Origin of the sequence: Microbacterium sp. LRZ72 (assembly GCF_033792225.1) — a bacterium.
In the GTDB taxonomy this organism is placed as follows: Bacteria; Actinomycetota; Actinomycetes; order Actinomycetales; family Microbacteriaceae; genus Microbacterium.
Map to the genome: position 1 here is coordinate 1 of NZ_JANGEX010000020.1, position 25,652 is coordinate 25,652.

At 71.6% G+C, this 25,652-nt stretch carries 22 protein-coding genes; 13 read left to right on the forward strand and 9 right to left on the reverse strand.

What is annotated here, in order from left to right; all coding sequences use genetic code 11:
- Nucleotides 1-354: 354 nt before the first annotated feature.
- Nucleotides 355-1,134, reverse strand: a complete 780-nt coding sequence (gene budA / locus M4I32_RS14385; protein ID WP_319035173.1) for an acetolactate decarboxylase — start codon at nt 1,132-1,134, stop codon at nt 355-357.
- Nucleotides 1,135-1,279: 145 nt separating this feature from the next.
- Between budA and M4I32_RS14390 the strand changes: the two genes are divergently transcribed.
- The 5 genes from M4I32_RS14390 (at nt 1,280) to M4I32_RS14410 (ending at nt 8,996) form a co-directional block, all read left to right on the forward strand.
- The gene (locus M4I32_RS14390; protein ID WP_319035174.1) at nt 1,280-1,789 is read left to right on the forward strand and encodes a DUF421 domain-containing protein; all 510 of its coding nucleotides are present in this window, start codon (nt 1,280-1,282) and stop codon (nt 1,787-1,789) included.
- A gap of 320 nt (nt 1,790-2,109) precedes the next feature.
- Nucleotides 2,110-5,490 carry an IPT/TIG domain-containing protein gene (locus M4I32_RS14395; protein WP_319035175.1) on the forward strand — a complete coding sequence of 1,127 codons (3,381 nt, stop codon included), beginning with the start codon at nt 2,110-2,112 and terminating at the stop codon, nt 5,488-5,490.
- A gap of 235 nt (nt 5,491-5,725) precedes the next feature.
- Nucleotides 5,726-7,510, forward strand: a complete 1,785-nt coding sequence (locus tag M4I32_RS14400) for a S8 family serine peptidase (RefSeq protein WP_319035192.1) — start codon at nt 5,726-5,728, stop codon at nt 7,508-7,510.
- A 126-nt stretch (nt 7,511-7,636) separates the two neighbouring features.
- Nucleotides 7,637-7,942, forward strand: a complete 306-nt coding sequence (locus M4I32_RS14405) for a hypothetical protein (RefSeq protein WP_319035176.1) — start codon at nt 7,637-7,639, stop codon at nt 7,940-7,942.
- 202 nt (nt 7,943-8,144) lie between these two features.
- Nucleotides 8,145-8,996, forward strand: coding sequence for an ATP-binding protein (locus tag M4I32_RS14410; RefSeq protein ID WP_319035177.1), 852 nt, complete (start codon nt 8,145-8,147; stop codon nt 8,994-8,996).
- 18 nt (nt 8,997-9,014) lie between these two features.
- Here M4I32_RS14410 and M4I32_RS14415 read toward each other — a convergent pair whose 3' ends face one another.
- From M4I32_RS14415 to M4I32_RS14425, 3 genes are all read right to left on the reverse strand, one after another.
- Entirely contained in the window at nt 9,015-10,319 is a 1,305-nt protein-coding gene (locus M4I32_RS14415; RefSeq protein ID WP_319035178.1) for a lipopolysaccharide biosynthesis protein, read from the reverse strand.
- A 126-nt stretch (nt 10,320-10,445) separates the two neighbouring features.
- Nucleotides 10,446-11,438, reverse strand: a complete 993-nt coding sequence (locus M4I32_RS14420) for an arsenic resistance protein (protein WP_319035193.1) — start codon at nt 11,436-11,438, stop codon at nt 10,446-10,448.
- A 32-nt stretch (nt 11,439-11,470) separates the two neighbouring features.
- A complete protein-coding gene (locus M4I32_RS14425) occupies nt 11,471-12,070 on the reverse strand; it encodes a low molecular weight phosphatase family protein (RefSeq protein ID WP_319035179.1) in 600 nt (199 codons plus the stop codon).
- Between the two features lie 25 nt (nt 12,071-12,095).
- Between M4I32_RS14425 and M4I32_RS14430 the strand changes: the two genes are divergently transcribed.
- A complete protein-coding gene (locus tag M4I32_RS14430) occupies nt 12,096-12,977 on the forward strand; it encodes a type II CAAX endopeptidase family protein (RefSeq protein ID WP_319035180.1) in 882 nt (293 codons plus the stop codon).
- 9 nt (nt 12,978-12,986) lie between these two features.
- Here M4I32_RS14430 and M4I32_RS14435 read toward each other — a convergent pair whose 3' ends face one another.
- The gene (locus M4I32_RS14435; protein ID WP_319035181.1) at nt 12,987-13,235 is read right to left on the reverse strand and encodes a hypothetical protein; all 249 of its coding nucleotides are present in this window, start codon (nt 13,233-13,235) and stop codon (nt 12,987-12,989) included.
- 140 nt (nt 13,236-13,375) lie between these two features.
- Here M4I32_RS14435 and M4I32_RS14440 point away from each other — a divergent pair, with 140 nt between their 5' ends.
- A complete protein-coding gene (locus M4I32_RS14440) occupies nt 13,376-13,795 on the forward strand; it encodes a PRC-barrel domain-containing protein (protein ID WP_319035182.1) in 420 nt (139 codons plus the stop codon).
- Between the two features lie 112 nt (nt 13,796-13,907).
- Entirely contained in the window at nt 13,908-14,747 is an 840-nt protein-coding gene (locus M4I32_RS14445; RefSeq protein ID WP_319035183.1) for a universal stress protein, read from the forward strand.
- Nucleotides 14,748-14,780: 33 nt separating this feature from the next.
- Here the strand turns inward: M4I32_RS14445 and M4I32_RS14450 are convergent, their stop codons facing one another.
- Both M4I32_RS14450 and M4I32_RS14455 read right to left on the reverse strand, forming a co-directional pair.
- Nucleotides 14,781-15,959: a hypothetical protein gene (locus tag M4I32_RS14450; RefSeq protein WP_319035184.1), complete on the reverse strand. Its 1,179-nt coding sequence runs from the start codon at nt 15,957-15,959 to the stop codon at nt 14,781-14,783.
- Nucleotides 15,956-17,686 carry a sensor histidine kinase gene (locus M4I32_RS14455; RefSeq protein ID WP_319035185.1) on the reverse strand — a complete coding sequence of 577 codons (1,731 nt, stop codon included), beginning with the start codon at nt 17,684-17,686 and terminating at the stop codon, nt 15,956-15,958. Before M4I32_RS14455 ends, M4I32_RS14450 begins: the two co-directional genes overlap by 4 nt.
- A 131-nt stretch (nt 17,687-17,817) precedes the next feature.
- Between M4I32_RS14455 and M4I32_RS14460 the strand changes: the two genes are divergently transcribed.
- Nucleotides 17,818-18,525: a fructose 1,6-bisphosphatase gene (locus M4I32_RS14460; RefSeq protein WP_319035186.1), complete on the forward strand. Its 708-nt coding sequence runs from the start codon at nt 17,818-17,820 to the stop codon at nt 18,523-18,525.
- A gap of 151 nt (nt 18,526-18,676) precedes the next feature.
- On the forward strand, nt 18,677-20,272 hold the full coding sequence (locus tag M4I32_RS14465; RefSeq protein WP_413466836.1) for a glycosyltransferase family 2 protein: 1,596 nt from the start codon (nt 18,677-18,679) through the stop codon (nt 20,270-20,272).
- Between the two features lie 223 nt (nt 20,273-20,495).
- Here the strand turns inward: M4I32_RS14465 and M4I32_RS14470 are convergent, their stop codons facing one another.
- Together M4I32_RS14470 and M4I32_RS14475 are read right to left on the reverse strand one after the other, a co-directional pair.
- Entirely contained in the window at nt 20,496-21,563 is a 1,068-nt protein-coding gene (locus M4I32_RS14470) for a response regulator transcription factor (protein WP_319035187.1), read from the reverse strand.
- Nucleotides 21,564-21,727: 164 nt separating this feature from the next.
- Nucleotides 21,728-22,750: a glycoside hydrolase family 6 protein gene (locus tag M4I32_RS14475; protein WP_319035188.1), complete on the reverse strand. Its 1,023-nt coding sequence runs from the start codon at nt 22,748-22,750 to the stop codon at nt 21,728-21,730.
- Nucleotides 22,751-23,171: 421 nt separating this feature from the next.
- On the opposite strand from M4I32_RS14475, the gene rplM reads away from it, so the two are divergent.
- Genes rplM through glmM form a run of 3 tightly spaced genes read left to right on the forward strand, consistent with a single transcriptional unit; the run spans nt 23,172 to nt 25,525 of the window.
- Entirely contained in the window at nt 23,172-23,618 is a 447-nt protein-coding gene (gene rplM / locus M4I32_RS14480) for a 50S ribosomal protein L13 (RefSeq protein ID WP_319035189.1), read from the forward strand.
- 27 nt (nt 23,619-23,645) lie between these two features.
- Nucleotides 23,646-24,149 (forward strand): 30S ribosomal protein S9, encoded by a 504-nt coding sequence (gene rpsI / locus M4I32_RS14485; protein ID WP_319035190.1) that lies wholly within the window; start codon nt 23,646-23,648, stop codon nt 24,147-24,149.
- A 17-nt stretch (nt 24,150-24,166) separates the two neighbouring features.
- Complete coding sequence (gene glmM, locus M4I32_RS14490; RefSeq protein WP_319035191.1) at nt 24,167-25,525, forward strand: phosphoglucosamine mutase; 1,359 nt, start codon at nt 24,167-24,169, stop codon at nt 25,523-25,525.
- Nucleotides 25,526-25,652: the final 127 nt, after the last annotated feature.

Consider the following 25,652-nt stretch of genomic DNA (forward strand, 5'->3'; position numbering starts at 1 on the left):
TCCCTGATCGGAAAGGCATTCTCTCTTTAACGCGCCGCAACCCTTCGCACACCTATCGGTGGATCCAGGTTGAGCGACGAGCGCAGCGAGGAGACGAAACCGTGCTGCGGGGGCGTTTCGTCTTGCTGCGCGCGCTCAACGGCCGGGTGCGCTCGCTCGACGGCCGGGCCCGGGGTCGGAGATGCGGCGGGCGTCGGATGCCGGGGCGGCATGCCATCCGACGCCGGGCACATCTCCGACGCTCGATGCGGGGGCGTTTCGTCTCGCTTCGTTCGCTCAACGGCCGGGTGGGCGGGATCGGGCGTTGAGCGACGAGCGCAGCGAGGAGACGAAACGACCCGCGCGCAGTGCGCCTCAGCCGCCGCCCTCCACCTCGGTGACCGCGGCGTCGTCGGGGTGGGTCAGCTCGGTCGCGAGGAACGCCGCGTCGGTCGGCAGCTGCAGAGCGAAGCGAGCGTAGGCGGCCAGGCGCAGGTCGGCGTCGGCGACCGTGGCGTCGAGCACGTGCCCGCCCGTGCTGCGGTCGGCCGAGAGGAAGTGCAGGTGCAGGCCCGCGACCGCGACGCCCTGGTACAGCGCGGGTGACCAGAACCCGACGAGGGTGCCCTCGGCACCCACCAGCGAGGTCTCGACCTGGTGCTCCGCGACCTCCTCGAGGGTGGGCAAGGGCAGCGCCTGCCGGGCCGTCGTGCGCACGCGCAGCGACGAGAAGAGCCCGTCGACCCGCACGGCGTGGAACAGGTTGCGACTCGCGAGTGCCGCCTCGACCGTCTCGGTGAGGGCGTGGAGGCCGAGGCCTCGCACCGGGCGGGCCACCAGGTCGTGGGGCAGATCGCAGGCATCGGCGAAGGGCAGCAGCTCGTCGTCGGGCATCGGCGTGGCGACCCCGCCGGCGTTGCACTCGTAGACGACGCCGTCGAGCATGACGACCTCGCCGCCGAGGCGGTCGACGCATCCGATGCCGAAGTCGCCGAGTTCCCGGGCGTGAGCGGCGCGGATGCCGGAGGCATAGGTCCCGGCCATGAGCGCCGCGAGCAGGGAGAACTGCGTGAGGGCACCGGGGGCGATGGGTGCCGGGCCGGGATCCGAGGAGCCGGGCCTCGCGGGGGTCTGGCTCGCGGGGATCTGGGGCACGGCCCGAGCGTAGCGCGCGGGCGGAGCGCGGCAGCATCCGGTCGCCGAGAAATGTCGTCTCGAGCGCGGTCAGGCGATGTTTCGTGGCGACCCGCGGGTCCAGTGGGTTGACGTGGCAGCAAAGCGAGAGGAGAGGATGGGTGACATGTGGTTCGATTCCTGGTCCGACCTGCTGCGCATCGTCGCCGTGGGTGCGGCGGCATACGTCACGCTCGTCGTGGTGCTGCGCGTCTCCGGCAAGCGCACCCTGGCGCAGCTGAACGCCTACGACTTCGTGGTCACGGTGGCGCTGGGTTCGACGCTGGCCACGATCCTGCTCAGCGCCGATGTGTCGTGGAGCGAGGGCGCGGTCGCCTTCGCGCTGATCGCCGTGCTGCAGTTCGTCGTCGCATGGACCTCGTCGCGCTGGCCGCGCGTGCGCGGCGCCGTCACCTCGCGACCTGTCCTGCTGCTTCGCGACGGCGAGGTCCAGCGCGAGGCGCTTCGCCGCGCCCGGCTCACGGATGCCGAGATCGCGCAGGCCGTGCGCGGCACCGGGGCGGGCGACCTCCGCGACATCCGGGCGATCGTGCTCGAGACCAACGGCAAGCTGAGCGTCATCCCCGCTTCGGCATATGGCGACGGTTCCGCGCTGCGCGACGTGTCCGGGGCCTGATCGGGCTGGTGCAGCACTGTGCGGGCGCGAGCCGGGTCCTGAGGCGGACCGGACGCCGGCAGGGCGAACGTTCCCATATATTGCTGCGGCGAGTCAATCCCTCAGCGGCCCGGCCGGTTTCTCATTAGGTTCCCAGCTACGAGGCGGTGACCGGGAGGGTGAGCCGCCGCACAGCATGATGCGGGGAGGGCACAGTGCTGCGATTCGGCCTGCTTTCGGGCAGACACACAACATCGACCGAGAACCGAAAAGCCCGGCGATCACGCCCGAGAAACAGCTGGCGGGCGCCGATCGCGGTGGGCGTCACCGCAGGGCTCGTCATGGCGTCAGCCGGAGGCGTGGCCCACGCGGCGGAGGATGACCGCGCCGAAGGTGAAGGTGTGTTCCTCACGGGCGGGGCTCTCGATGAGATCGTGGCGCTCGAGGGCGCCTACGCGGCGTTCCCGCCCGACGCCGAGGTCGACGCGCCGATCGACGTGTCGGCCCTCGGCCTCATCGACCTCGGCCTGGGCGTGCAGCTGTTCGGCGGAAACGACGTGCTCGAACTCGGCGCGGTCGGCCAGTACGCGCAGAGCGACGCGGCCGGCGCCTTCGGCTCGTCGGGCCTGATCGGCGCCAACGGCGCGATCCAGGCCGGCAGCGGCGACCCGGCCGAGAACACCACCCTCGACCTCGCGCCCGTGCTCGACGACGTCGGCGCGACGGGGCTGCTCAGCGACCTGTCGGTCGAGCTGGGTGCGCTCGCGGCTCAGGCCGAGGCGACGCGCTCCAGCGACGACGTCGCGATCACGAGCGACTACCAGGTGGCCAGCGGACTCGTCACGGCCGATTCCCCGGTTCTGACCGACCTCGTCACCGACCTCGGGACGCTGCTCGACGTCGCCAGCGCGGACGTCAACGCGCTCGCCGACGACGGCGGCCCCATCGACACCACGGTCGCGGGGCTCGTGGACGGGCTCGACGGCATCCTGGAAGCTCTGCTCCCGGGTGACCTCGTCACGTTCGATCCTGCCGTCGTCGAGACCCAGCTCGACCTCGACCTGGGCGCCGCGATCGATTCCGTCGCCGCCTCGCCGTTCGTCTCGGGGCCCGTCACGATCGACTTCTCCACCGGCACCGTTCTGATCGACCTCGACCAGCTCTACGCGCTCAACGACCTCGATGAGAACACCGTGCTGTTCACCGACACGACGCTGAACGCCAACGTCGACGCCGCGATCAGCGACATCCTCACCAACCAGCTGCCGGACGCCCTCGACGACGCGATCACCGAGGTGCTGGACACCACGACGATCGAGATCGACATCGCCGTGGGCGTCAACCTCGACGACGAGCCGGTGGGAACCCTGGCGATCGCCATCGAGGGAACCCTCGGCGGCCTGCTCGGCAACCCGGGCACGTCGGAGCCGACCGTCTCGCTCGACGGCACCGAGGTGGCCGGGCTCGACCTCGGCATGGCACTCGACCCCGTCACGGACTACGCGGTCGGGGAGATCGCGCCGGATGTCGGCGACGTCATCGATGGCGCGCTCGGCTTGGCGGCTCTCGAGAGCGCCATCACCACGGCGGCCACCGAGACGGTGACCGCCGTCGACCCGCTGCTCGCGGTGATCAACGACGTCGTCGAGATCACGGTCAACGTGCAGGAGAACCCCGGCGACTTCCGTGACCCCGCGGGTCTGGATGCCGGGTCCTTCACGCAGCGCGCGGTCGGCATCGTCATCGCGCCCGGCCTGGCCGGCGGCGCGATCGCGCTGGACCTCGCCTCCGCCACGGTGCGGGCGGTCGACCTGGCCCTGCCGAGCGATCTGGCGATGGAGCCGACCGAAGGCCCCGTGACGGGTGGCACGCCGGTGACGATCACCGGCACCAACCTCGACGACGTCACCGACATCGAGTTCGGCGACGTGCCCGTGGACGACTTCGAGATCAACCCCGACGGGTCTATCTCGACGACCTCGCCGCCGCAGGACGAGCCCGGACTGGTGGATGTCACGGTCACGAACACCGATGGCTCGAACGACTCGCTGGAGTTCGACTACTACGACGTCACGCAGGTCGATGAGATCGATCCCGACTCCGGCAGCACCGAGGGCGGCACGACGGTGACCATCATCGGCACCTGCTTCACCGACGCCACCGACGTGCTCTTCGACGGCGTGGCGGGCACCGACCTGACGGTGGTCAGCGACACCGAGCTGACGGTCACCACTCCGGCCGGCACCGCGGGGCTCGTCGACGTGACGATCGTCAACCCGACGCTCTGCGGCGACGAGACGGTTCCGGACGGCTACACCTACGTCGAGCCCGGCGCTCCCGTGCTCAGCGACATCGATCCGGACCGCGGTCCGGAGACGGGCGGCACGACTGTCACGATCACCGGCGTGAACTTCACTGACACCGAGTCCGTGACGTTCGGCGGCGACGACGCGACGGAGTTCGAGGTCATCAGCGACACCGAGATCGAGGCGGTCACCCCGGCGAACGAGCCCGGGCTGGTCGATGTGATCGTCACGAACGACATCGGGGACTCGGCGGGGTACGACTTCGAGTACTTCGACGTGGCCGAGATCACCGATGTCGACCCGGATGCCGGCCCCGAGGCGGGCGGCACGACCGTCACGATCCTCGGTGACTGCTTCGCCGACGCGACGGATGTGCTGTTCGGCGGTGTGCCGGCCACGTCGTTCGAGGTCATCAGCGACACCGAGATCGAGGCGGTCACCCCCGCCGGAACCGGAGTCGTCGACGTCACCGTCGAAGGCGCCGGGGACTGCGGCGAGGCGACCGAGCCCGACGGGTTCGAGTTCGTCGCGCCGCCCGTGGTCACCGATCTCGAGCCCACCCAGGGCCCCGAGACCGGCGGCACCGAGGTGACGATCACCGGCGACGGCTTCACCGGCACGACGGACGTCGAGTTCGGCGGTGAGTCGGCGGCGGAGTTCACCGTCGTGAGCGACACCGAGATCGAGGCGACGACCGCCGCGCAGGCGCCGGGTGTCGTCGAGGTGACGGTGCAGCATCCGGGCGGAGACGTCGACGCGGGCGACTTCGAGTTCCTCGACGTGCCAAGCGTGGAGTCGCTCGACCCGGATGAGGGCCCCGAGGACGGCGGCACGGTCGTCACCATCACCGGTGAGGGCTTCACCGACGCGACCGGCGTGACGTTCGACGGCGAGGCCGGCACGGACTTCGCGGTCGACAGCGACACGCAGATCACGGTGACTACGCCCGCGCATGAGCCGGGCGCGGCCGACGTGGTGGTGACGAGCCCCGACGGCGACAGTGAGCCCGGTGTTTTCGTCTACTACGCGCTCGCCGACATCGACGAGGTCGAGCCCGACTCGGGACCGACCTCGGGCGGCACCACGGTGACGATCGACGGGCAGTGCTTCGCGGATGCCGAGCAGGTGCTGTTCGGCGACACCCCGGCACGGTCGTTCGAGGTCTTCGGTGACAACCGGATCTGGGCCGAGAGCCCCGCCGGGGTCGCGGGGACCGTGTCGATCACGGTCGTCGGCGCGGGGACCTGCGGGTCGGCGACGCTCGATGACGCGTTCACCTACGAGGCGTCCGGGAACGGGGGCGGGTCGCTGCCCGTCACCGGCTCCGAGGGCGACCACGGCGGACTGGCGGTGATGGGCGGCCTGCTGCTCCTCATCGGCACGGCGCTGGCGATGGTGCGACGCCGGACGGCGTAGCGCACCGGGCGCCGCCTGAGCGCCCCCCAAGAAAGGCCGGGGCGGCCGTTCGCATCACGCGGGCGGTCGCCCCGGTTCGTGTGCGGTGGCGTTTCGCCGCCGCCGCTGCGCTTGGGCCCCGGCATCCGGTCGCCAGAAAGTGTCGTCTCGGAGACGTTCAGGCGACGTCTCTTGGCGACCGGTGGATGCCGCTGGCGGTTCGCCCGGCTGTCGCTACCCTGGGCGTGTGAAACGGATGCGTATCGGAGTGACGGTTGTGACGGCGGGGATCGTCGGAGGGCTCGGGCTGACGGGGGTTCCGCAGGCGGCGGTCGCCGCGTGCGCGCCGGCGCCGGCCTCCGCTGTCGTCGATGCCCTCGATATCGGTGCGCTGCACGACGACGGCCTGACGGGCGAAGGCCTCACGATCGGAGTCATCTCGACCTCGTACGACAACGCCGACAGCCCGGCCGCGACGAGCGCGGCCGACGACGTCGCGTCGGGGGCGCTGCCCGGAGCTGCCAACCCCTGCGGATGGGAGCAGCCGGTGCGGGTGCTGCACGACGACGCGCCCAGTGACGACGAGGGACGGGCGATGCTGCAGATCGTGCACGCCATCGCTCCCGCTGCCGACCTGGTGTTCACGACGGCATCCAGCGCCGAGGCCCACGGCGGGGCATCGGAGGACGCCTCGATGGCCGCCGCGATCGACGACATGATCGCCGCCGACGTGGACATCATCGTCGACGACATCCTGCTCATCACCGACACGGCATATTCCCCGGGCCTTGCTGCGGCCGCCGCCGAGCGGGCGGTGGATGCCGGCATCGTGTACACCGTCGCCGCCGGCAACCTCAATTTCGTGGGGGCGTCCTCGATCGACGGCGTGCCGCAGGCCAGCGACGACGCGCTGATCGCCAGTTGGCAGACGACCGAGTTCCGCGCGGCGGCCTGCCCGCCCGCCGTCGACGCCGCGATGGCACCCGCCACCGTGGAGTGCCTCGATTTCGACCCCGGTGCGGACGAGGACCCCACCTCGGGATACCGGCTGTATGGCGAGCCGGGAATGGATCTGCAGACGCGAGCGGTGCTGCAGTGGAGCGATCCGCCCTACGCCGTCGAATCACAGCTGACCGGATTCTTCCTCGATGATGACGGCGCCGTCACCGACGTCGTCGAGAACATGCTCCTGGTCGAAGACCTGCCCGTCGCCCTCGGGGAGGTCTTCGGCGGGCTGCCCGACGAACAGCCGATCGACCGGTACCTCGTGATCGCGCGCGAGGGCCCGGCGCTGACCGAGCCGCTCGCCGTGCGCTTCGCGTTCTGGGACAACTCGGTGCCGCGACCGGTGCAGGCCGCGGAGTACTTCACCTCGACAGCGACCGACACGGTCGGTCCCACACTCATCGGTCGCGCGGCCAATCCGTCGGCGGTGACGGTCGCGGCCGCTCCGCTTGCCGACCCGACACAGCTGGAGTCGTTCAGCTCCACAGGACCGCAGGTGCGGTACTACGCGCCCGCGCCGGCCGGCGTGGTGCCCGCGCGGCTGGCCGAGCCCGAGGTGCGGGTGGGGCCGACGGTGACGGGCCTCGACGGCATCCCCACCACGTTCTTCGGCGAAGACGTCGACGGCACGTGGATGTACTACGGCACCTCGGCCGCGACGCCGGTGGTCGGCGCGGTGCTGGCGCTCGGCCTGCAGACCGCGCCCCAGACCGAGCTCACCGATCTCGTCGCGGCGCTCACGGCCTCTGCGCAGCCCCTGTCGTCGCCGTGGCGCGGAGCGAGCGCCGCCGAGACCGCGGGGGCCGGACTCGTCGACCCGGTCGCCTTCGTGGGGCGTCTTGCTCCCGGACCGGCGCCGGCGCCGACGCCGTCCGTGTCGCCGTCGTCGGCGGCATCCGGGGCAGGCTCGGGAGCACTTGCTGCGAGCGGTTCGACCGTGCCGGCGCTCGGGGCCGGCCTGGCGGGCCTGCTGGTCGCCGCCGGCGTGGCGGCCGTGCTGCACACCCGTCGCTCGGCGTCCACGCGCGAGCGCTGAGCACGGCATCCGGTCGCCAGGGGATGTCGTCTTGGGGGCATTCAGGCGACGTCTGGTGGCGACCCGTGCGGTGAGGTGCGGCCATGGACGCGAGCGGGCCCGCACTGCGCCGATAGGCTCACCGGCATGGAGGAATGGGCGGAAGAGGCGGCCGAGCAGCTGGCGCGCATCACGCGGGAGCCGATGGCGGATGCCGCGCGCGGCACGGTGTGGATCGCGAACGCGTCCGAGCGGCGCGGGCGATCGCGCTACCAGGAGTGCGCGCTCGAGGTGGTGGCCGAAGCCCCCGACCTGCCCGCCCGCACCGTGCAGACCGCCGTCGTGTTCGACAGTCGCAGGTACTGGCCCGTGATCGGCACGACCCTGCCGGCACGCATCTCGCGCACGCATCCCGACATGGTCGAGGTCGATTGGGAGGCGGCGCTGCGGTAGCCACGCCCCGCGTTCTGTCGCGGCCACGCAGCAGCGCGGCGCGAGGACTATCGCGCGAGACGAGGACGATTTCGCGGCGGAGGCACTCGCGTGGCGCGAGAGTCCTCCTGCGGCGCAGCGCGGGGAACCGCGCCCCGCGATATACATGAGGGACCCCCCGCGCGCCCGAAGGCCCACGCCGACCCCCCCGGAGAGCCCCCGCATGCCCCAGAACCTGATCCTGGTCGAGTTCGCCGTCGCGGTTCCGATCGTGCTGCTCGCGTCGTACCTGATCGCGCTCGCGATCCGCGCCCTGTTCGGGCGGAGGCTGTCGCTGTCGCTGCCGGCGATGACGCTCGTCTCGATCGGCGGCACCAGCGTCGGGCTCTTCGTCGCGGGCTGGTTCATCGCGGGCCTGCGCCTGTGGATGCCGACGACCCTGCTGCTCGCGTTCGGGTGCAGCATCGGGCTGTCGTTCGTCGTGGCGGCCCTCGCCGTCGCGGTGCGGCGCGATCCGGCCGACGTCGACGTCGCGAAGCTGCTGGCGGCGGGGGAATCCGACCGGGTCGAGTTCAAGGAGACCGCCCGCTGGAACGTGCGCACCCAGCAGCGCGACACCCGCATGGAGCTCGTGATCGCCAAGACCGTGGCCGCGTTCATGAACAGCGGCGGCGGCACCCTGCTGATCGGCGCCGACGACGCGGGCGAGGCGATCGGGCTCGACCGCGACCTGGCGACGCTGCGCGTGCCCGACGTCGACCGCTACGAGCTGTGGCTGCGCGACATGTTCTCGACCCTGCTCGGCCGCAACGCCGCCGCCCAGCCGACCGTGCGGTTCGCCACCGCGCCCAACGGCGCCGTGCTGTGCGCCATCGTCTGCCCGGCGGCGGCCAAGCCGGTCTTCCTCACCCAGTCCAAAGACGGCTCGTCGACCGAGCTGTGGGTGCGCGTGGGCAACTCCACGCGCTCCTTCGCTGTCGACGAGGCGGTCGAGTACGTCGCCCGGCACTGGCGCGCCCGCCCCGGCATCGCGCTGGGCCGTCGCGCCCGCCGCGAGTCTGCCGGCACCGGCTGACCCACGCCGCCGCAGACCTCATCGCGAGCGGGTGGCCGCCGGCATCCGTCCCGCCGCTCCCGCCGGCGCGTGCTGCCGGTCGAAGCGGCGCGCCGCGCGCGTGACGAAGATCAGCGAGCCGGCGTACGACGCGGCCCACGCGACCGAGAAGCACAGCGTGATCACGGCCAGGTCGCCGGTGAGCGCCGCCGCGATGAGCCCTGCCGACCACGTCAGCCCGGCGCGCGCGCCCTGCAGAGCGAGCAGCATCCGCTCGCGGCGCAGCATGACGAAGAGAAAGTCGGTGGGCGACACGGCGACCTGCAGCGCGGCCGGCAGGGCGAGCATGGCGATCAGGATGCCGGCGGGCGCCCACTGCTCGCCCAGCACCGGCCCCGCGAGCAGCGGCCCGCCGACGGCCAGCGCGAGACCCACGGCGGCGCCGGCGAGGAGGAACACCCGCACGTGGGCCGCGAGCGAGCGCGCGAGCTCGGGGCGCCGGTCGCGGATGATGCGGCTGAACTCCAGCTGCGTGGTCTGCGTCAGTGCCTGCCCGGCGAGCGCGATCGGCGCCGACGCGATGCGCTGGGCCACGCCCGCCTGCCCCGCGGCACCGGTCCCGAGGGTGGCCCCCGCGATCACCGTGAGGCCCTGGATGGTCGCCCCGGCCAGCACGCCCGCACCGATCGTCGGCGCGGCCCGCGCCAGGGTGTACCTCTCGTCGCGCTCCTCGGCATCGGCGGCGGGGCCCGGCGCCGCCGCATCCGTGACGAACCGCGACGCGAGGATGCCGATCAGTCGGCCGACGAGCAGCGCCACCGGCAGCAGCAGCACATCGCCGCCGGTGAGGGCGAACACCGCCTGCAGCGACGCCCCCGCCACGCCGCCGACGAGGTTGCGCACCGCGAGGGCGCGCCGCGCGCCGCGCCGGATCAGCCGCGCGCCGTCGAGCAGGGGAAGGCCGAGCGCCGGGATGAGCAGGCCGCTCATGACGAGGATGCCGGCGGCATCCCCCGCGCCCGTCGCGCCGGCGATCAGCCCGCCCAGCAGCGCGGCCGCGCCGAGGGCCGTCGCCGTTCCGAGACCCAGGCGCAGGCGCCGAGTGACCAGCGCGGGGGAGTGCGTCGTCGGCACGACGTACTCCAAGCGCAGCGTCGCCACGGGCAGCACGATGAAGGCGATCGCGAAGGCGATCTGGTACACGCCCAGCTCGGCGGGCGGGTACGCCCGCGTGAGTACGGGGATGACCGCGGCGAGCGCGAGCTGCCCGATCACCTGGCTCGCGACGAGCGCGAGTGCGGGTCGCGCCGCCGGCGCGCGTCCCTGCCCAGAATCGTTCCCCACGTGTGCTCCCCAGCGTCGTGTTCGGGAGCGTCGTCGGTCCCACCCGAGTTCCCATGGTCGCACGCCGGTGGAGGATCAGGGCACCCTTGACATGAGACTGTCCTCACGTAGCTCGCGCCGCGTGCGTCACCGGTTCGGCGAGCGCTCCCGCATCCATCGCGGCACGAGGGCGACCATCGCGACCATCGCCACCAGCTCGACGAGCGTCTGCGTCACGATCACGAGGGGCGTGAGCGCGAACGCGGGCGGCAGTGCGAGGGCGAGCGGCAGCACGACGAGCGAGTTGCGGGTGACGCCGCTGAAGACCACGGCGCGGCGCCGGGGCGGGTCCAGGCGCGCGACCCGGGCGACGAGGGCCCCGATCGGGGCCATCACGGCGGCGAACACGACGAACAGGGGGATCGCCCACACCAGGCCCGCGATGGCCGCGCCGACGGCGTGGATCTGCGATCCCACGACCACCGCGAGGGTCAGCATCATCAGGGGCACCATCGCCGCCACGGCACCGGCCATCACCGCACGGGCCGCACGAAGCCGCGGCGCGAGCGCCTGCGTCAGGCTCGCCAGCGCCAGGGGCACCACGATCAGCAGCAGGAACGCCTCGACGAACGGATGCGGGTCGATCGACGCGACGGCCGCGGGCCCGGCCGTGAGCCACAGATACACCGGCAGCAGCGCGATCTGCGCGATCATGAGCAGCGGCGTCGCGGCCAGCAGGCGCTCGCGGTCGCCGCCGGCGAGGCCCGTGAACACGATCACGTAGTCGACGCACGGCGTCAGCAGCACGAACAGCACGCCCAGAAGCAGTGCGTCGTCGAAGGCCACGAGCCGCGACAGGGCGAACACCACGATCGGGGCGACGACGAAGTTGAGCACGAGAACCGTGAGCAGAAAGCGCCCGTCCGCGAAGGCGCGGCGGATGCGGGTGAAGGGCACTCCGAGGAACGTCGCGTACAGCAGCAGCCCGAGCACCGGCGTGATCGCCGCCTCGAGGGGGGCAGCGACCGCCGGCACCAGGGCGCCCACCCCCGCGCCGGCCGCGATCGCGACGAGGTAGAGGGGAATCTGGCGGCGCTCCGCCCACGCCGCCGTCGTGGCGGCGCGCGAACCGTCCCGCACGACGCCCGGGGGTGCGTCGCCCGCGGGGTCCGTCACGGCGACGGTTCCATCACGACCCGCAGCACCCGCGCCACCACGTCCACGGCGGGCACGAGCTGTGCGGCCGCGCGGGCGTAGGTGCGCTCCGACCGCCGGAACGGGTCGACCACGTCGTCGTCCTCCGGCTCGGTCGGCGGAGGGGCGATGCCGCGGGCGGCCGTCACGAGCATGAGCGCCTGCCGCAGCCGCTCGATCGGATCGTCGTGGGCGGCCAGCGTCTCGCGCAGCGCGGCATCCGGCACGTGGGCGGCCAGGCGGGCGAATTCGCGCACCGTGAAGGTCGTGCGCAGGCGGGCGGGTGCCAGCTCCACCACCTGCCGGCGGTGCTCGCGCGCCATCGCCAGCACCACGTGCGGCTCCGTCAGCAGTCGCTCCGTCACCAGTCGCGCGCGGTGCGCCTCGGCCCCCGACACGTCGCCCTCGTGCGCGGAGACGAGGGCGAGCGCCTCGTCGGTCATGCCGCGGCCGACGAGGGCGCGCGTGCCGGCGCTGGCGATGTGGATGCCGTCGGTCGGCAGCCGCGCGCGCAGCAGCGCCTCGGCGAGGGGCGAACGGGCGACGTTGCCGGTGCACACGGTGAGCAGCTCGATCATGCGCCCTCCCGGTAGCGTGGGTTCCGTGGCCCACGATACCCGCGATGCGCGCGCCGACCCGGAGGGCGCCGCGTCCGAGCGCGCCGACCCGCCCAACACGGCCAGCGCCGACGCGGACAGCGCGGATCGGGCCAGCGCCGACCCGGATGCCGCCCGTGCGGAGCAGAGCGCCCGCCGCCGCGGCCGACGCCGGCCACGGCACTGGACCGAGGGCGGCTCGAGCGTGCGGCCGTGGGGCTGGGACCTGCTCGGCTGGGCGCTCGTCGGCTACGCCCTCGGACTGCTGGGGGCCGCGGCGATCCGCTCCTTCGCCCCCGACGCGGCCGTGACGAGCGCCGCCGCGGCCGTGGCGCTGTGGATCGGCATGGGGGCGCCCATCGTGCTGGCCTTCTCACGCTCCCGGCCGCGTGGGCTACTGCGCTTTCGCGCGGTCGATCTGCTCTACGGCGTGGCGCTCGGACTCGCGCTGCGCCTGACGCAGGGGTGGCTCGCCGAGGCCGAGAACGGGGCGCCGCTGCCGTTTCCCTCCTACCCGTCGCTCGATGGCGGGCTGCCGGCATCCTGGTGGTTCGCCGATCTGCTCACGCCCGTCGTCATCTCGCCCGTGATCGAGGAGTTCTTCTTTCGCGGCGTGCTGCTCGTCGCCCTGTTCGCCGCGCTGCGCGGCGCGCTCGGCGCCGTCTCCGCGGGCGTCGTCGCACTACTCGCAACCACCGGCCTGTTCGTCGTGGCCCACGCTCTCGGCGGTGCGCTCGGCGCGGACGCCGTCGCCGCCTACGCCCTCGTCGGACTCGTCTGCGGGCTGCTTGTGCTGCTCACGGGTCGCATCTGGGGCGCCATCCTCACCCATGCCGTCTTCAACGCGCTGTGGGTGGCGCTGGCCACCACGGGCACGCTGCTGGCCTGACAGGCGCCGTCAGGCCCGGTCGGTCAGCTGCGCGTCGCCGGACTGGCGGGCGCAGTGCGCGCAGCAGAAGATTCCCTGTTCGTTCTCGACGCCGTGGCCCAGGATGCGGCATCCGCAGTGCGTGCACACCGGCGCCATCGCGCTGATGGCGCACTCGAAGCTGTCGAAGGTGCCGGTGGTCTCGGCGCCGCTGGGATTGGCGCGGGTGAGCGTGAACGTCTTGTCGTAGTCGTTTCCGCAGGTGTCGCAGGTGGGCATTTCGTTCCTCCTCGCATCGGGTGTTGCTTTCGTCTCGTCGTCCCTCGATACGCCCCCGGCGGCGATCTGTCCAGGGGGGTTCCCCGCGATCGCATCTGCCCCTAGCGTCGCGACCGCAACCCTGCGAAAGGAGCACCACCATGCAGAACGAAGACACGGGCATGCTCGTCAAGCTCGGCGATCTGGCCGAGACCGTCGCCAACCCCGACGAAGACATCCGGGGCCGTCACGTCAAGGACCGCAACGGCGAGGACATCGGCAAGGTCGACGACCTGCTGGTCGACGAGCAGGAGCGCAAGGTGCGCCTGCTCGAGGTCGCCTCCGGTGGGTTCCTCGGCATCGGCCAGGACAAGACCTTCCTCCCCGTCGACGCCATCACCGCCATCGGCGAGGACGAGGTGCGCATCGACCAGACCCGCGAGCACGTGGCCGACGCCCCCTCCTACGACCCGAAGCTGATCCGCGAGCGCGCGACGTACAGCACCGTCTACGACTACTACGGGTACGACCCGTTCTGGGGCGCGGCCTACATGTACCCCGCCTACCCCTACTACCGCTGACCCCGGTTTTGCACGGCCCGAGGCGTCGGCTCCGCGGCATCCCCCGCGCTAGTGTGGTGGTGAACCGAGGTGGCCGGCGAGCGTCGCCGGGACAAGCACAGGGAGGTGCGACGTGACGAACAACACGATCGTCGTGGGAGTGACGGATGCCGCGGCCGCGCGCCGCGCGCTGGACTGGGCCATCACGAGGGCCCGGCAGCGCCGCCAGAAGCTGCTGCTGGTCTCGGTGGTCGGCGGGGCCGTCGGCGCCGTGGGCGAAGGCTACGTGGTGCACCACGCCCTCGAGGCGACCGAGAGGATGCTCGCCGACGACGCCGCCCGGGCCACCGAGGCGGGGATCGAGGTCGAGACCCGCGTGGGCCGAGGCAATCCGATCGACCAGCTGATCGCGGCGTCCGAGGGCGCAGAACTGCTCGTCATCGGCAGCGATTACCGCGGAACGGGCGGTCCGGTGCGCGGCAACCGCGGCATCCGCATCGCCGCCGGCGCCCACTGCCCCGTCGTCGCCATTCCCGACGTCGCGTATGACGAGCGCAGCGGCATCGTGGTCGGGGTCGACGGCTCTGAGCTGTCGGAGGCCGCCGTCGCGTTCGCCGCCGCCGAAGCCGACCGCCTGGGCGAGCCCCTCATCGCGGTGAGTGTGTGGACGCCCCTTGTCGTGCCGCTCGGCACGGGGGCGTACCCGGAGGACTACCTGAAGAACATGCAGACGCTCACGGAGGAGTCGCAGGCGCTCGCCCTCGCCGGTCTGCGGCAGGACTACCCCGATCTCGACATCCGCACGGTCGTCGTCAGCGGGTATCCGGCCGCGGAGATCGCCCGCGTGGGCAAGAAGGCGACGCTCGTGGTGGTCGGCAGCCGCGGCCGTGGCCCCGTCGCGCGCTTTCTGCTCGGCTCGGTCAGCCAGGAGGTGCTCACGCACCTGCCCACCGCCACCGCCGTCGTACGCTGACCCCGTGCGCTGACCCCGGGCGTCCGCGTCGGCTCAGTCGGCGGCGCCCACGTCGACGCCACCGGCCGGCGCCTGCTGCGGCGGACGCGTCGTGCCGACGCGGTTGCCGCCCTCGAAGACGGCATGCAGCCGAGCCTGGTGCGCCGCCGCGGCGAGCGGGTCGAGCTCGAATCCGTTCTCGGCGGGCGAGGCCACTCCGGCGCTCGCGGTCAGCCGCACGGTCAGGGGAAGATCCCGCCGCGTCTGCGAGATCTCGTCCAAGAAGCCGTGCAGGCGACGCCGCACGGCGGACGGCGACTCCGGCACGAGCGCGCGGAGGATGCCGTCGCCCACATCGCCGATGTCGGTGACGGCGGGGAAGGCCTCTCCGAAGGCGGCGATCAGTCGCGCCTGGATGGCGCGGAAGCCGACCTCGCCAGCGGCCTCGCGGACGTCGTCGATGTCGTCGAGGCGCAGTTCGACCAGCGACCACGCGCGCTCGTCGCGCTCACGGGCGCGGCTGAGCCGATCCGAGGCGACGGTGTGGAACACGGCGCCCGCCCTCGGGTCGCTCACGATCGCACCGGCGGAGCGCCGGTCGTTCGAGAGGGTGAGGATCGTCACGGTCGTGCACATCGTGTAGACGATCACGCCGAGACTGTTCAGCGCGCGGGTGGCGGCCATGTCATCCTGCAGTCCGAGCACGAGCAGCACGACCCCGGCGACGAAGCTCACGATCGCGATGCCGAGGAACGCGAGCGAGACGACGAACATCGGCGTGGCGAAGCGCGAGTGCCGCCGGCGGCCCTGGCTGAGCTCGTAGGCGCAGAGCCCCGCGAAGCATCCCGCGACGAGGAACGCCGTGCGGAAGGCGATCGGATAGGTCCAGGATTCGGCCGCCGCGGCGAGGAGCGTGCCGAGCGCGATCGCGAGCACCGGCCCCGCCCACGCGTGGGCGCGAACGGTGCGCTGGGCGCGCAGCCCCGACCAGAACAGGGCCGGCACGCCGAGCAGCAGGCCCAGGCCGAACACCCGTAGGCGCTCGGCGTCGCCCGTCATCGACGCCGTCAGGGTGGCGTAGGAGCTCAGCAGCGCGAGCAGAAAGCCGAACGACCACAGCAGGTATTCGCGCGAGGGGCGCGAGGTGAAGCCGAGTCCGATCACGAGCACCGCGCAGGTGGTCGTCACCGCCATCTGGGTGAGTCCGACATGCGTCTGCTCGAGGGGGATCATGCAGCGGGGCCCGTCGCCGGCTGCAGCCGCACGGTCATGGTGGTGCCCCGCCCCGGAGCCGAATCCACGGTGACGTCCCCACCGTGTCGGCGCACCAGGTCCCGCACGATCGACAGGCCCAGTCCGGTGCCGCTCGCGCCGTGGTCGATCACGGCATCGGCGCGGAAGTACGGGTCGAAGATGTGCGCCAGGTCGTCGTCGCCGATGCCGATGCCCTCGTCCTCAACCTCGAGCACGACCGGTTCGATGCCGTCCTCCGAGGCGCCCACGCGCACGTGCACCCGGCCGTCGTGGCGGCTGTATTTGACGGCGTTGCTCAGCAGGTTGTCGACGACCTGCCGCAGCTGGAACGAATCGCCCACGACCGTCGCGGATGCCGGTGCGCTCACCTCGACCCGCACCCCGGCATCCCGCGCCCAGGGGTCGAACGACGTCGCCGACTCGCGCACGATGCGGGCCAGATCGGTCTGCTCGAGGGGAGCCTCGGTCTGCGCGCGCGATTCGGCCGCGGCGCCGTCGAGCAGCTCGTCGATCATGTGCTGCATGCGCTCGGCCGCCCCCTCGATCATCTCGAACTGCTCACGGGAGCGGGAGTCGGCGTCGGGGCGGTCGGTGCCCATCTCGGCGTAGCCGAGCACCGCGGTGAGGGGGTTGCGCAGCTCGTGCGAGACCACGCGCGTGAGGTTCTCCTTCGCCCGCTCGGCGGAGAGCTGGGCCGTGATGTCGCGGACGATCACGATCCCGCCGTCCTCCCCGCCGCTCGGCGACGTCAGCCTGCGCGAGTCGGTCGAGAGCGCATGCCAGTCCCCCTGCGAGTCGAACAGCCATGTGCGCAGGTCCGAGAAGGACTCGCCCCGAGAGGCGCGGCTGAGGGGCTCGTCGGCCGGCGGGATGCTGGAGCCGCGGAAGCCCGCGTACTGTGCCGAGATCGGGGGCAGGGTCGGTGAGTCCGGTTCGAGCTCGAACAGCTCGCGGTACGCGTCGTTCATGAACGTGACGTCGCCGGACGATGCCACGCGGGCGATGCCGACGTTGACGGAGTTGAGCACGAGCGAGAGCTGCCGCTCGTGCGCGCGCACCCGGTCGAGGCTGTCGGACAGGCGCCCCGCCTGCCGCCGCAGCAGGCGCTTGAACGCGCGAGTCTGCCGCCCCGTGTTCGCCGCGACGAGCGCGATCATGCTGAAGCCGAGCATGACGATGCCGAAGCGGAGCACGCCCATCTCGATCGGCGCCTCGTGCGGGGCGGAGAGCAGCAGGCCGAGCGCCACGAGCGCAAGGGCGAGCATCGTCGCGCGGGTGTGGAAGAACGACGCCACCCATATGATCGGCAGCGCCCACAGCAGGCGGGTCGAGAACTCGTTCTCATGCGAGAGCAGGGCGATCGCGACGATGTCGATCAGGGGGATCGGCAGCAGCGCGCCCGCGGGAAAGTTCTGCCACGGCACCGTGAGCGTCACCGCGGTCGTCACGATCATCACGCCGAGGCCGGCGATGAAGGTGGCGCTGGCCATGGTCTGCGAATCGAGGGCGAGCACGAGCAGCACGATGACCAGCACGCCGAGTCCCAGCAGCAGCTGCAGCAGCCACGCCGACCGGGTGCGCGAACTCGGCAGGCCGAGCTCCGCGGTGCGCGGGTGCGGCGCGCGCGCACCCTCCGAAGGCGCCTCGCGATCCGCCCCGACCCGCTCGTGGGCCCCGCCCCGGGCCGGCGAGGAGGCGACAGTCATGCGCAAAGCCTAGAGGAGTCGCCACCGTGCGATACGATCGGCGCGCGGCGCGTGTGCCCTGCCCGCGGCATCCGTCGGTGCCATCTTCCCCGAACCGTCGCTCTCGCGACGCCCCGAGAGGACCCCTCCCCATGGCCTCCCCCCACCACACTCGTCGCGCGCGCCGGCTCGGCTTCGCCTCGCTCGTGCTCGCCGCGACCCTCGTCGCCACCGGATGCGCGGGCCTGACCGACGCGATCGACTCGGTGACCGGGGGAGACGAGCCCGCCCCCGTCTCGACGCCCACGCCCTCGGGCAGCGCCGCGATGGAGTTCGACTCCGTGTTCTCGTTCGACGGATCGGTGACGGTCACCAGCACCATCGCCGACGAGCTCGACATCGTGCTCGACATCTGGGCGGTCGACCCCCGCCGCACGCAGGAGTGGACCGCCTCGAACGAGAAGGTGTTCGGGTTCTCTGTGAACGCGAACGACCTGCTCGTCAGCGATCGTGCCGTGCTGAAGGACAAGCGGCGGGTCTACCTGTCGCAGATCGCGATCACCTCGCAGACGTCGCAGACCTCGGGTCAGACGGCGCAGCCCTTCCAGTACATGGCCGACCCCCGCACCCTCGTTCCCGCCGACACGCTGCGCTCGAGCCGCGGACTGCTGATCAACAGCTTCCAGGGAGGGCTGCTCGTGCCCGAGACGGCCATCCAGCAGCTGCCCGAAGACACCGTCGGCCTCACCCTCACGTTCGCGCTGACGGTCTCGGTCGAGGGCACGGCCGACGATTCCTCGTCGTTCGCGCAGCAGACCGTCTACCAGACGGTGCCGATCGCCATCTACCCGCCCGAATAGGCGCCTTGCGCTGATCTTGCGCAAATCTTGAGGTATCCCTGCGCCTGCGCCGGGCGCTCGCTTGAGGTCGCTTCGCCAGAATCGTTCCCAGGCGGATGGCCCGGAGCCCGAACCGGGTCATCCGCCACCACACACCGAAGGGGAAGACGGCGTGCAGACGACGCAGCGAAACGACGAGGGCCGCAGCCGGCCGTTCGTCGCCGCACCCCACAGCGCCGCGACCCGCAACGCCGCGACCCGCAACGCGGCGCCTCACAACGCGGTGCCTCGCCACACCTCGGGCCCCCGCACCCGTGAGGGCGGCGCGCTGGTCTCGGCGAGAGGACGCGAGATGGACGAGTACCCCGCGCCGGCCCAGCACTTTCCCGACGACTTCGCCGAGGTGCTCGACACCGTCTCGACCTCGCGCTCGACGATCGGCTGCGTGATCCCCGCGTACAACGAGGAGGAGTCGATCGCCTCGGTGCTCGAGTCGCTGCTCAACCAGACGCGTGTGCCCGACGTCATCCACGTCGTCGTCAACAACAGCTCGGACGGCACCGTGCGCGAGGCCGCGAAGTTCGCCGGCCCGCACGAGATCGAGACCGAGCTCGGCGAGCAGTTCACCGAGATCTTCATCCACGACATCGGCAAGAACCCCGACAAGAAGGTCGGTGCCCTCAACTACGGCTATTCGCTCGTCGAGGGCTACGATTACCTGCTCGGCGTCGACGGCGACACCACGTCCGAGCCGAAGGCGGTGGAGTACCTCGAGAACGAGATCCTCGCGGACTCGCGCATCGGGGGCATCTCGGCGATCTACTCGATCGACGACGAGCCCGTCAAGGGTGCGGTCGCCCGCTTTCTGATCGCCGGCCAGCGCACCCAGTTCGCCGCGTTCAACCTGCAGAACCTGCTGCGCGGCCGCAACATGGCGGTGCTCGGCGGCCAGTTCTCGATCTTCGCCACCAAGGCGCTGCGCCAGGTGATGGAGGAGAACCACCAGAACACGCCATGGGTGCGGGACTCCGAGGTCGAGGACTCGCTGCTGTCGCTGCAGATCAAGAGCGCCGGCTACTTGACCAAGATCAGCCCGTTCGCCCACGCGGATGTCGGCGGCATGACCACCCTGCGTGCGCTCGACGCGCAGCAGGTCAAGTGGACCTACGGCGCGGTCGAGCTGATGTGGCCGGGCCAGCGCGGTGACACGAAGGGCCAGCCCTTCCACCCCAACCTGCGGCTGCGGTGGCTCGAGGCCGGCGGCATGCTGGTCAACATCTTCGTGCGCGTCGCGTTCGTGTTCCTGCTCGTCGGCTCGCTGTCGATCGGGGCGTTCGTGTTCGCCCCGATCTGGCTCATCCCGCCGGTGGTCGCGATCCTGCTCAACCTGCGGATCGCGCGCACGATGAAGGACCACACCCGGCGCGACCTGATCTTCGCCGGGCTCTTCGTGCCCGCCGAGCTGTACATGTGGGTGCGGATCAGCCACTTCCTGCGCGCGTGGACGAGCTTCCTCTCGCGCAAGAAGGTCGACAACTGGGCGGCGCAGGCCAAGGCCGAACGGGGCGGCGGGTTTGCGCACTGGACCCCGCTGTTCGTCGCCGTTGCCGTCGTGATCGCGATCGCGGTGATCTGGTCGATGCTCGGAGCGACCGTGCAGTCGGCGATCCTCGCCGTGGGGTGGCCGATCCTGGGGGTCGTCACCGTGCTGCAGACGCTCACGATGTTCTTCAAACTCATCCGCCGTCAGTACGGCTACAAGGTCTGACGAAGGAGCGCGAGACGGGCGGCCACCGGGGCACTCGGTAGCGAGCGGGGAAAAAGCTCCTACCTGAGGCTTGGGGGGAACCGGTGGTACCGCCGATCGAAAGGCCGGACGCGGGGGCGTCCGGCCTTTTCGTTCGTCCCGTGCGCAGCCGGGTTTGCCGCCGTGCCGTGGCATGCCCGATGAGGGGCGACGGATGCCGCGGCTCACGGCACAGGCAGCTCGCTCAGGCGGCGGGGGTCTCGGTCTCGGCCGTGAGCCGGTAGCCGACGCCGCGCACCGTCTCGATGTAACGGGGCGTGGTCGGGCTGTCGCCCAGCTTGCGCCGCAGGTTGGTCATGTGGGCCTCGACGGCTCGCTTGTCGGCCTCGCCGACGAAGTACGACGTCACGTAGGACTCGCCGCGCAGCACCAGCGTGAGGTCGGCCTTGCTGCGCACCCGGCGCTTGGACTCCATCAGGGTCGCGAGCAGCTCGAACTCGGTGCGGGTCAGCTCGACCTCGCCGTCGCGCAGCATGACGATGCGCGTGTCGGGGTTCACCCGCAGGTCGCGGTGCGCCATCCAGACGTTCTGGGGCTCCTCCGCGTGCTGCACCTCGGAGCCGGGGTCGGTGCCCTGCGCAGACGTGGGCTGCGTGGCGCCGGGGGAGCCGGCATCCGCGGTCTGGGCAGTGCCGGGGCCCGCCGTCATGAGGGAGGGGTCCACGGGGGTCGCGACCATGGCGGGCGCGTACGCGCCATGCTCGGACGGTGCCGGCGTGAGCATGTACGCCGGGGTGCCGGGGTACGGCTGCGGGGGTGGCGCGAAGCCGGGCTGTGGTGAGGCGACCCAGCCGTGGGCGGCGGGTCGGGCGCCCGGGAAGGAGGGGCCGAAGCGCTCCTGCTGCCGAGGCTGCGACTGGCTGGTGCCCGTCGCGCGCGGACGGCGCAGCATCGCGTCGATCCGCGCGCGGAACTCCCTCGGGCGGAAGGGCTTGGTGATGTAGTCGTCGGCGCCGGCGCCGAGTCCCATCAGCACGTCCGCCTCGTCCTCGAGTCCGGAGATCATGATGATGTAGGTGTCGCTCTGGGCACGGATGCGGCGGGCTGCCTCGATGCCGTCGATGCCCGGCATGTTGACATCGAGCGTCGTGATCAGCGGCTGGTAGGACGTGACGGCCCGGATGCCGTCGATGCCGTTGCCGACGGACACGGTGGAGAACCCGGCGGCCTCGAGCACCTCGGCGAGGAGATGACGGACGTCGGGATCGTCTTCGACGATGACTGCGGTCTCGCGTGTTGCGGTGTCCGGCATGGCAGCCCCCGTGCCCCGGCAGGTGGCGGACACGGTTCTGGGGAAACCGGCCCGGTCAGGATCGTCGTCATTCTGCCACAGAATTCACATGCGCCCCGCCGGTCTCCTGCCGGTTGTGCCCCTCTCCCTCGGCGAGGTGCGGTGGCGGAGAGGGCGGGCGACGGTCAGGGGTGGGCTTCGCGGGTCAGCTCGACGGCGGCATCCGGCCACCATTCGCCCGCCGCGGGCCCGCCGTTGCACGTTCCGTCGCTCTCGCCCGGGGGCTTGATCCACAGGTTCGTATCGACCACGTCGTCGCCGTACGTGCCCGGCGCGGCTCCGATGAGGCGGCCGGACGGGTTGCACCACTCGCCGTTCGTTCCCGCGCCGTTGCGCGACGTGTCGATCACGGCGTGCGCGCCGTCGAGCAGCCCCGACAGCGTGCGGGCATAGGTGAACTCGTCAGCGTCGGTCTGATAGTTCGACACGTTCGTGGCGAAGCCGCGCACCTTCTCGAGCACATCGAGCTGCCGGATGAGCTCGGCCATCTCGCCGGCGGGCACCCACGCCGAGTGGCCGCCGTCGAGGTACAGCCAGGTGTTGGTCGAGGCGAGCCGGTCGACGACCATGCGCAGCTCGGGCACGCGCTGTTCGAAGTTGCCGCACTCCGGCGCCAGCGCGAGCGAGTCGGGCTCGATCACGATCACCTTCTGCACGTCGGGGGCGGCATGCACTGCTCCGGCGATCTCGTCGACCCAGATCTCGTACTGGTCGGGGGACAGTCCGCCGGCCGAGAAGTTGCCGCAGTCGCGCTCGGGCAGTCCGTACACGACGATGGAGGCCGCGGCATCCTGCGCACGGGACTCGTCGAGCAGCGTGCGCATCCGGTCTCCGACCTGACCGATCGGGTCCTGCTCGGGCGTGAGCCAGTACGCCGCGGGCTGCTGCGCGAGGAACGCGGCCGCCTCGTGCTCCACGCTCGCGGGGTCGCCCTCGGCGGCGGCCTTGGCCGCCTTGGACTCGGCCGGAACCATCACGTCCACACCCACCTCCGGAGGTTCGGCGGCGATCTCGTGGGTCAGCGAGACGGCTGCCCGGGCCGCGACGACCGCGATCACGACGACGGCCACGGCCGCCAGGGTCCACCAGAGTGCGCGCAAGCGGCGGGGCCGCCGGGTTCGGGCCGGGCGGGATCGTCGGGGGGTCACCCGTTGATGCTAATGCGCGGGCGCGCGCGGTTCGATTCCGGCCTGGTCGCTCCGGCGGGTGCGGTGCGGCTGCACTTTTCGTCCGGGGCTGCACTTCGGGCGCTTGCGGCTGCACTTTTCGTCCGCGGCGGCAGGAATACCTGCCGCCCGCGCCGAAAAGTGCAGCCATACCCGGGTGGGGAGCCGCGCTGAGTGGCGTGGTGCCCCCGGCGAGGGTGCCCCCTGAGGGCGGCGGTCGCGCGGGCGCGAGTGGCGGATGCCGCCCATCCGGGGTATCGTTGATCTTTGGTGCCTGCGCTCCCGTGGCGCGGTGCCTGCGAACGTGAGCCCTCCACTGGCGTCTTCTGCTCGATCACGATTCAGAAGCACCCCGGAGCGGGATTCACGAACATCTCCGTTCGATCAAGAAAGCAGTACAACTGTGACGCGCACTTTCACCCCCAAGGCGGGCCAGGTCCAGCGTGACTGGGTCGTCATCGACGCGACCGACGTCGTGCTCGGCCGTCTCGCCAGCCACGCGGCGGTCCTCCTCCGCGGCAAGCACAAGCCGACCTTCGCCCCGCACCTCGACATGGGCGACCACGTCATCGTCATCAACGCCGGCAAGGTGGCGCTGACGGGACACAAGCTCCAGAAGAAGATGGCCTACCGCCATTCGGGCTACCCGGGCGGGCTCAAGTCGGTCTCCTACGAAGAGCTGCTCGAGAAGAACCCCGTGCGCGCCGTCGAGAAGGCGATCCGCGGGATGCTTCCGCACAACAGCCTGGGCCGCCAGCAGCTGTCCAAGCTCAAGGTGTACGCGGGCGCCGAGCACCCGCACGCCGCTCAGCAGCCCCAGCCGTACACCTTCGACCAGGTCGCCCAGTAAGCGCCGCAAAGGATTAAGGACACACTCGTGGCGAACATCTCCGACTCCATCCGTTCCACAGACGGCGCCGAAACTCCTCAGAACTACTCGACCGAGAGCCCGGCCGACGCGCAGATCACCGAGACCGAGCGTCCCGTGCTGAGCGTTCCCGGCGCCGCCGTGGGCCGCCGCAAGCAGGCCATCGCCCGCGTGCGCCTCGTCCCCGGCTCGGGCACCATCACGGTGAACGGCCGCACTCTCGAGGACTACTTCCCGAACAAGCTGCACCAGCAGCTGATCAACGACCCCTTCACGGTGCTCAGCCTCGGAGGCGCGTACGACGTGATCGCGCGCATCTCCGGCGGTGGCCCCTCGGGCCAGGCCGGCGCGTTGCGCCTGGGCATCGCGCGCTCGCTCAACGAGATCGACGCCGAGCACAACCGCCCGACGCTCAAGAAGGCGGGCTTCCTCTCGCGCGACGCCCGCGTCAAGGAGCGCAAGAAGGCGGGCCTCAAGAAGGCCCGCAAGGCTCCGCAGTACTCGAAGCGCTGATCGTCGGGTAACACCCGATGCCGCTGTTCGGCACAGACGGCGTGCGGGGGCTGGCCAACGGCCCCCTCACCGCCGATCTGGCGCTCACCCTGGCCCAGGCGACCGCCGTCGTCCTGGGCCAGGGGCGTACCGCCGAGGCGCGCCGGGCGCAGGGACGCCGGCTCACCGCCGTCGTCGCCCGCGACCCGCGCATCTCGGGTCAGTTCCTGGCCGCCGCGGTCTCGGCTGGCCTGGCCTCCTCCGGTGTCGACGTGCTCGACGCCGACGTGCTGCCCACGCCCGCGCTCGCGTTCCTCGTCGCCGATCGCGGCGCCGACTTCGGCGTCATGGTCTCGGCGTCCCACAACCCGGCCGCCGACAACGGCATCAAGATCTTCTCCCGCGGCGGGGTGAAGCTGCCCGACATCGTCGAGCAGCGCATCGAGGCGGCCATGAGCGCCCCCAAGCTGCAGCCCACCGGGGGTGACGTCGGCCGCATCAGCCGGTTCGCCGACGCCGAGGACCGCTACGTCATCCATCTGCTCGCGTCGCTCGACCAGCGGCTCGACGGACTCACGGTCGTGCTCGACTGCGCGAACGGCGCGGCATCCGGGGTCTCTCCCGAGACGTTCCGCGACGCCGGGGCGAACGTCATCGTCGTCGGCGCCGATCCCGACGGGCTCAACATCAACGACGGCGTGGGGTCGACCCACCTCGACGCGCTCGCCCGCGCCGTGCTCGAGCATGGAGCCGATGTCGGCATCGCCCACGACGGCGACGCCGACCGGTGCCTGGCGGTGGATGCCGAGGGCCGGGCGATCGACGGCGATCAGATCATGGCGATCCTCGCGGCGTCGATGAAGCGCCGCGGCCTGCTCGCGCACGACACCCTCGTCGCGACGGTGATGAGCAACCTCGGACTGCACCGGGCGATGGCGGCGCACGGCATCCACGTCGAGCAGACGGCCGTGGGCGACCGCTACGTGCTCGAGCGCATGAAGGAGGGCGGCTTCTCGCTCGGCGGCGAGCAGTCGGGCCACGTCATCATGAGCGCCCATGCCACGACGGGCGACGGCCTGCTCACGGGGCTGAACCTGGTGGCCGAGATGGCCCGGCAGCGCACGTCGCTCGCCGAGCTGGCGCGCATCATGACGGTGTACCCGCAGGTGCTCGTCAACGTCACCGACGTCGACCGCGCCCGCGTGAAAGAAGACGCCGGCGTCGCGGATGCCGTGGCCGCGGCATCCGCCGAACTCGGCGACACCGGCCGGGTGCTGCTGCGCCCCTCGGGCACCGAGGCGCTCGTGCGGGTCATGGTCGAGGCGGCCGACGAGCACACGGCCAGAGCCCACGCCGACGCCCTGGCCGGGGTCGTGCGGGAGCGGCTGGCGCTGTAGCCCGTTTCGTGGCTCATCGCAATCGAGGGTGTAGTTGGGGTTTGAAGCCACCGGCTTCGAGGAGCGAGCGGGCGATGTAGTTCGTGAGGTTCCGGAAGCCGAGGGCCGACCCTCGGAGGTGCTCGAG

Coding starts and splice junctions, on each gene's coding strand:
- M4I32_RS14390 (WP_319035174.1), top strand. CDS start 1,280: ATGTGGTTCGATTCCTGGTCCGACCTGCTGCGCATCGTCGCCGTGGGT.
- M4I32_RS14395 (WP_319035175.1), top strand. CDS start 2,110: ATGGCGTCAGCCGGAGGCGTGGCCCACGCGGCGGAGGATGACCGCGCC.
- M4I32_RS14400 (WP_319035192.1), top strand. CDS start 5,726: ATGCGTATCGGAGTGACGGTTGTGACGGCGGGGATCGTCGGAGGGCTC.
- M4I32_RS14405 (WP_319035176.1), top strand. CDS start 7,637: ATGGAGGAATGGGCGGAAGAGGCGGCCGAGCAGCTGGCGCGCATCACG.
- M4I32_RS14410 (WP_319035177.1), top strand. CDS start 8,145: ATGCCCCAGAACCTGATCCTGGTCGAGTTCGCCGTCGCGGTTCCGATC.
- M4I32_RS14425 (WP_319035179.1), bottom strand. CDS start 12,070: ATGATCGAGCTGCTCACCGTGTGCACCGGCAACGTCGCCCGTTCGCCC.
- M4I32_RS14435 (WP_319035181.1), bottom strand. CDS start 13,235: ATGCCCACCTGCGACACCTGCGGAAACGACTACGACAAGACGTTCACG.
- M4I32_RS14440 (WP_319035182.1), top strand. CDS start 13,376: ATGCAGAACGAAGACACGGGCATGCTCGTCAAGCTCGGCGATCTGGCC.
- M4I32_RS14450 (WP_319035184.1), bottom strand. CDS start 15,959: ATGATCCCCCTCGAGCAGACGCATGTCGGACTCACCCAGATGGCGGTG.
- M4I32_RS14455 (WP_319035185.1), bottom strand. CDS start 17,686: ATGACTGTCGCCTCCTCGCCGGCCCGGGGCGGGGCCCACGAGCGGGTC.
- M4I32_RS14460 (WP_319035186.1), top strand. CDS start 17,818: ATGGCCTCCCCCCACCACACTCGTCGCGCGCGCCGGCTCGGCTTCGCC.
- M4I32_RS14470 (WP_319035187.1), bottom strand. CDS start 21,563: ATGCCGGACACCGCAACACGCGAGACCGCAGTCATCGTCGAAGACGAT.
- glmM (WP_319035191.1), top strand. CDS start 24,167: ATGCCGCTGTTCGGCACAGACGGCGTGCGGGGGCTGGCCAACGGCCCC.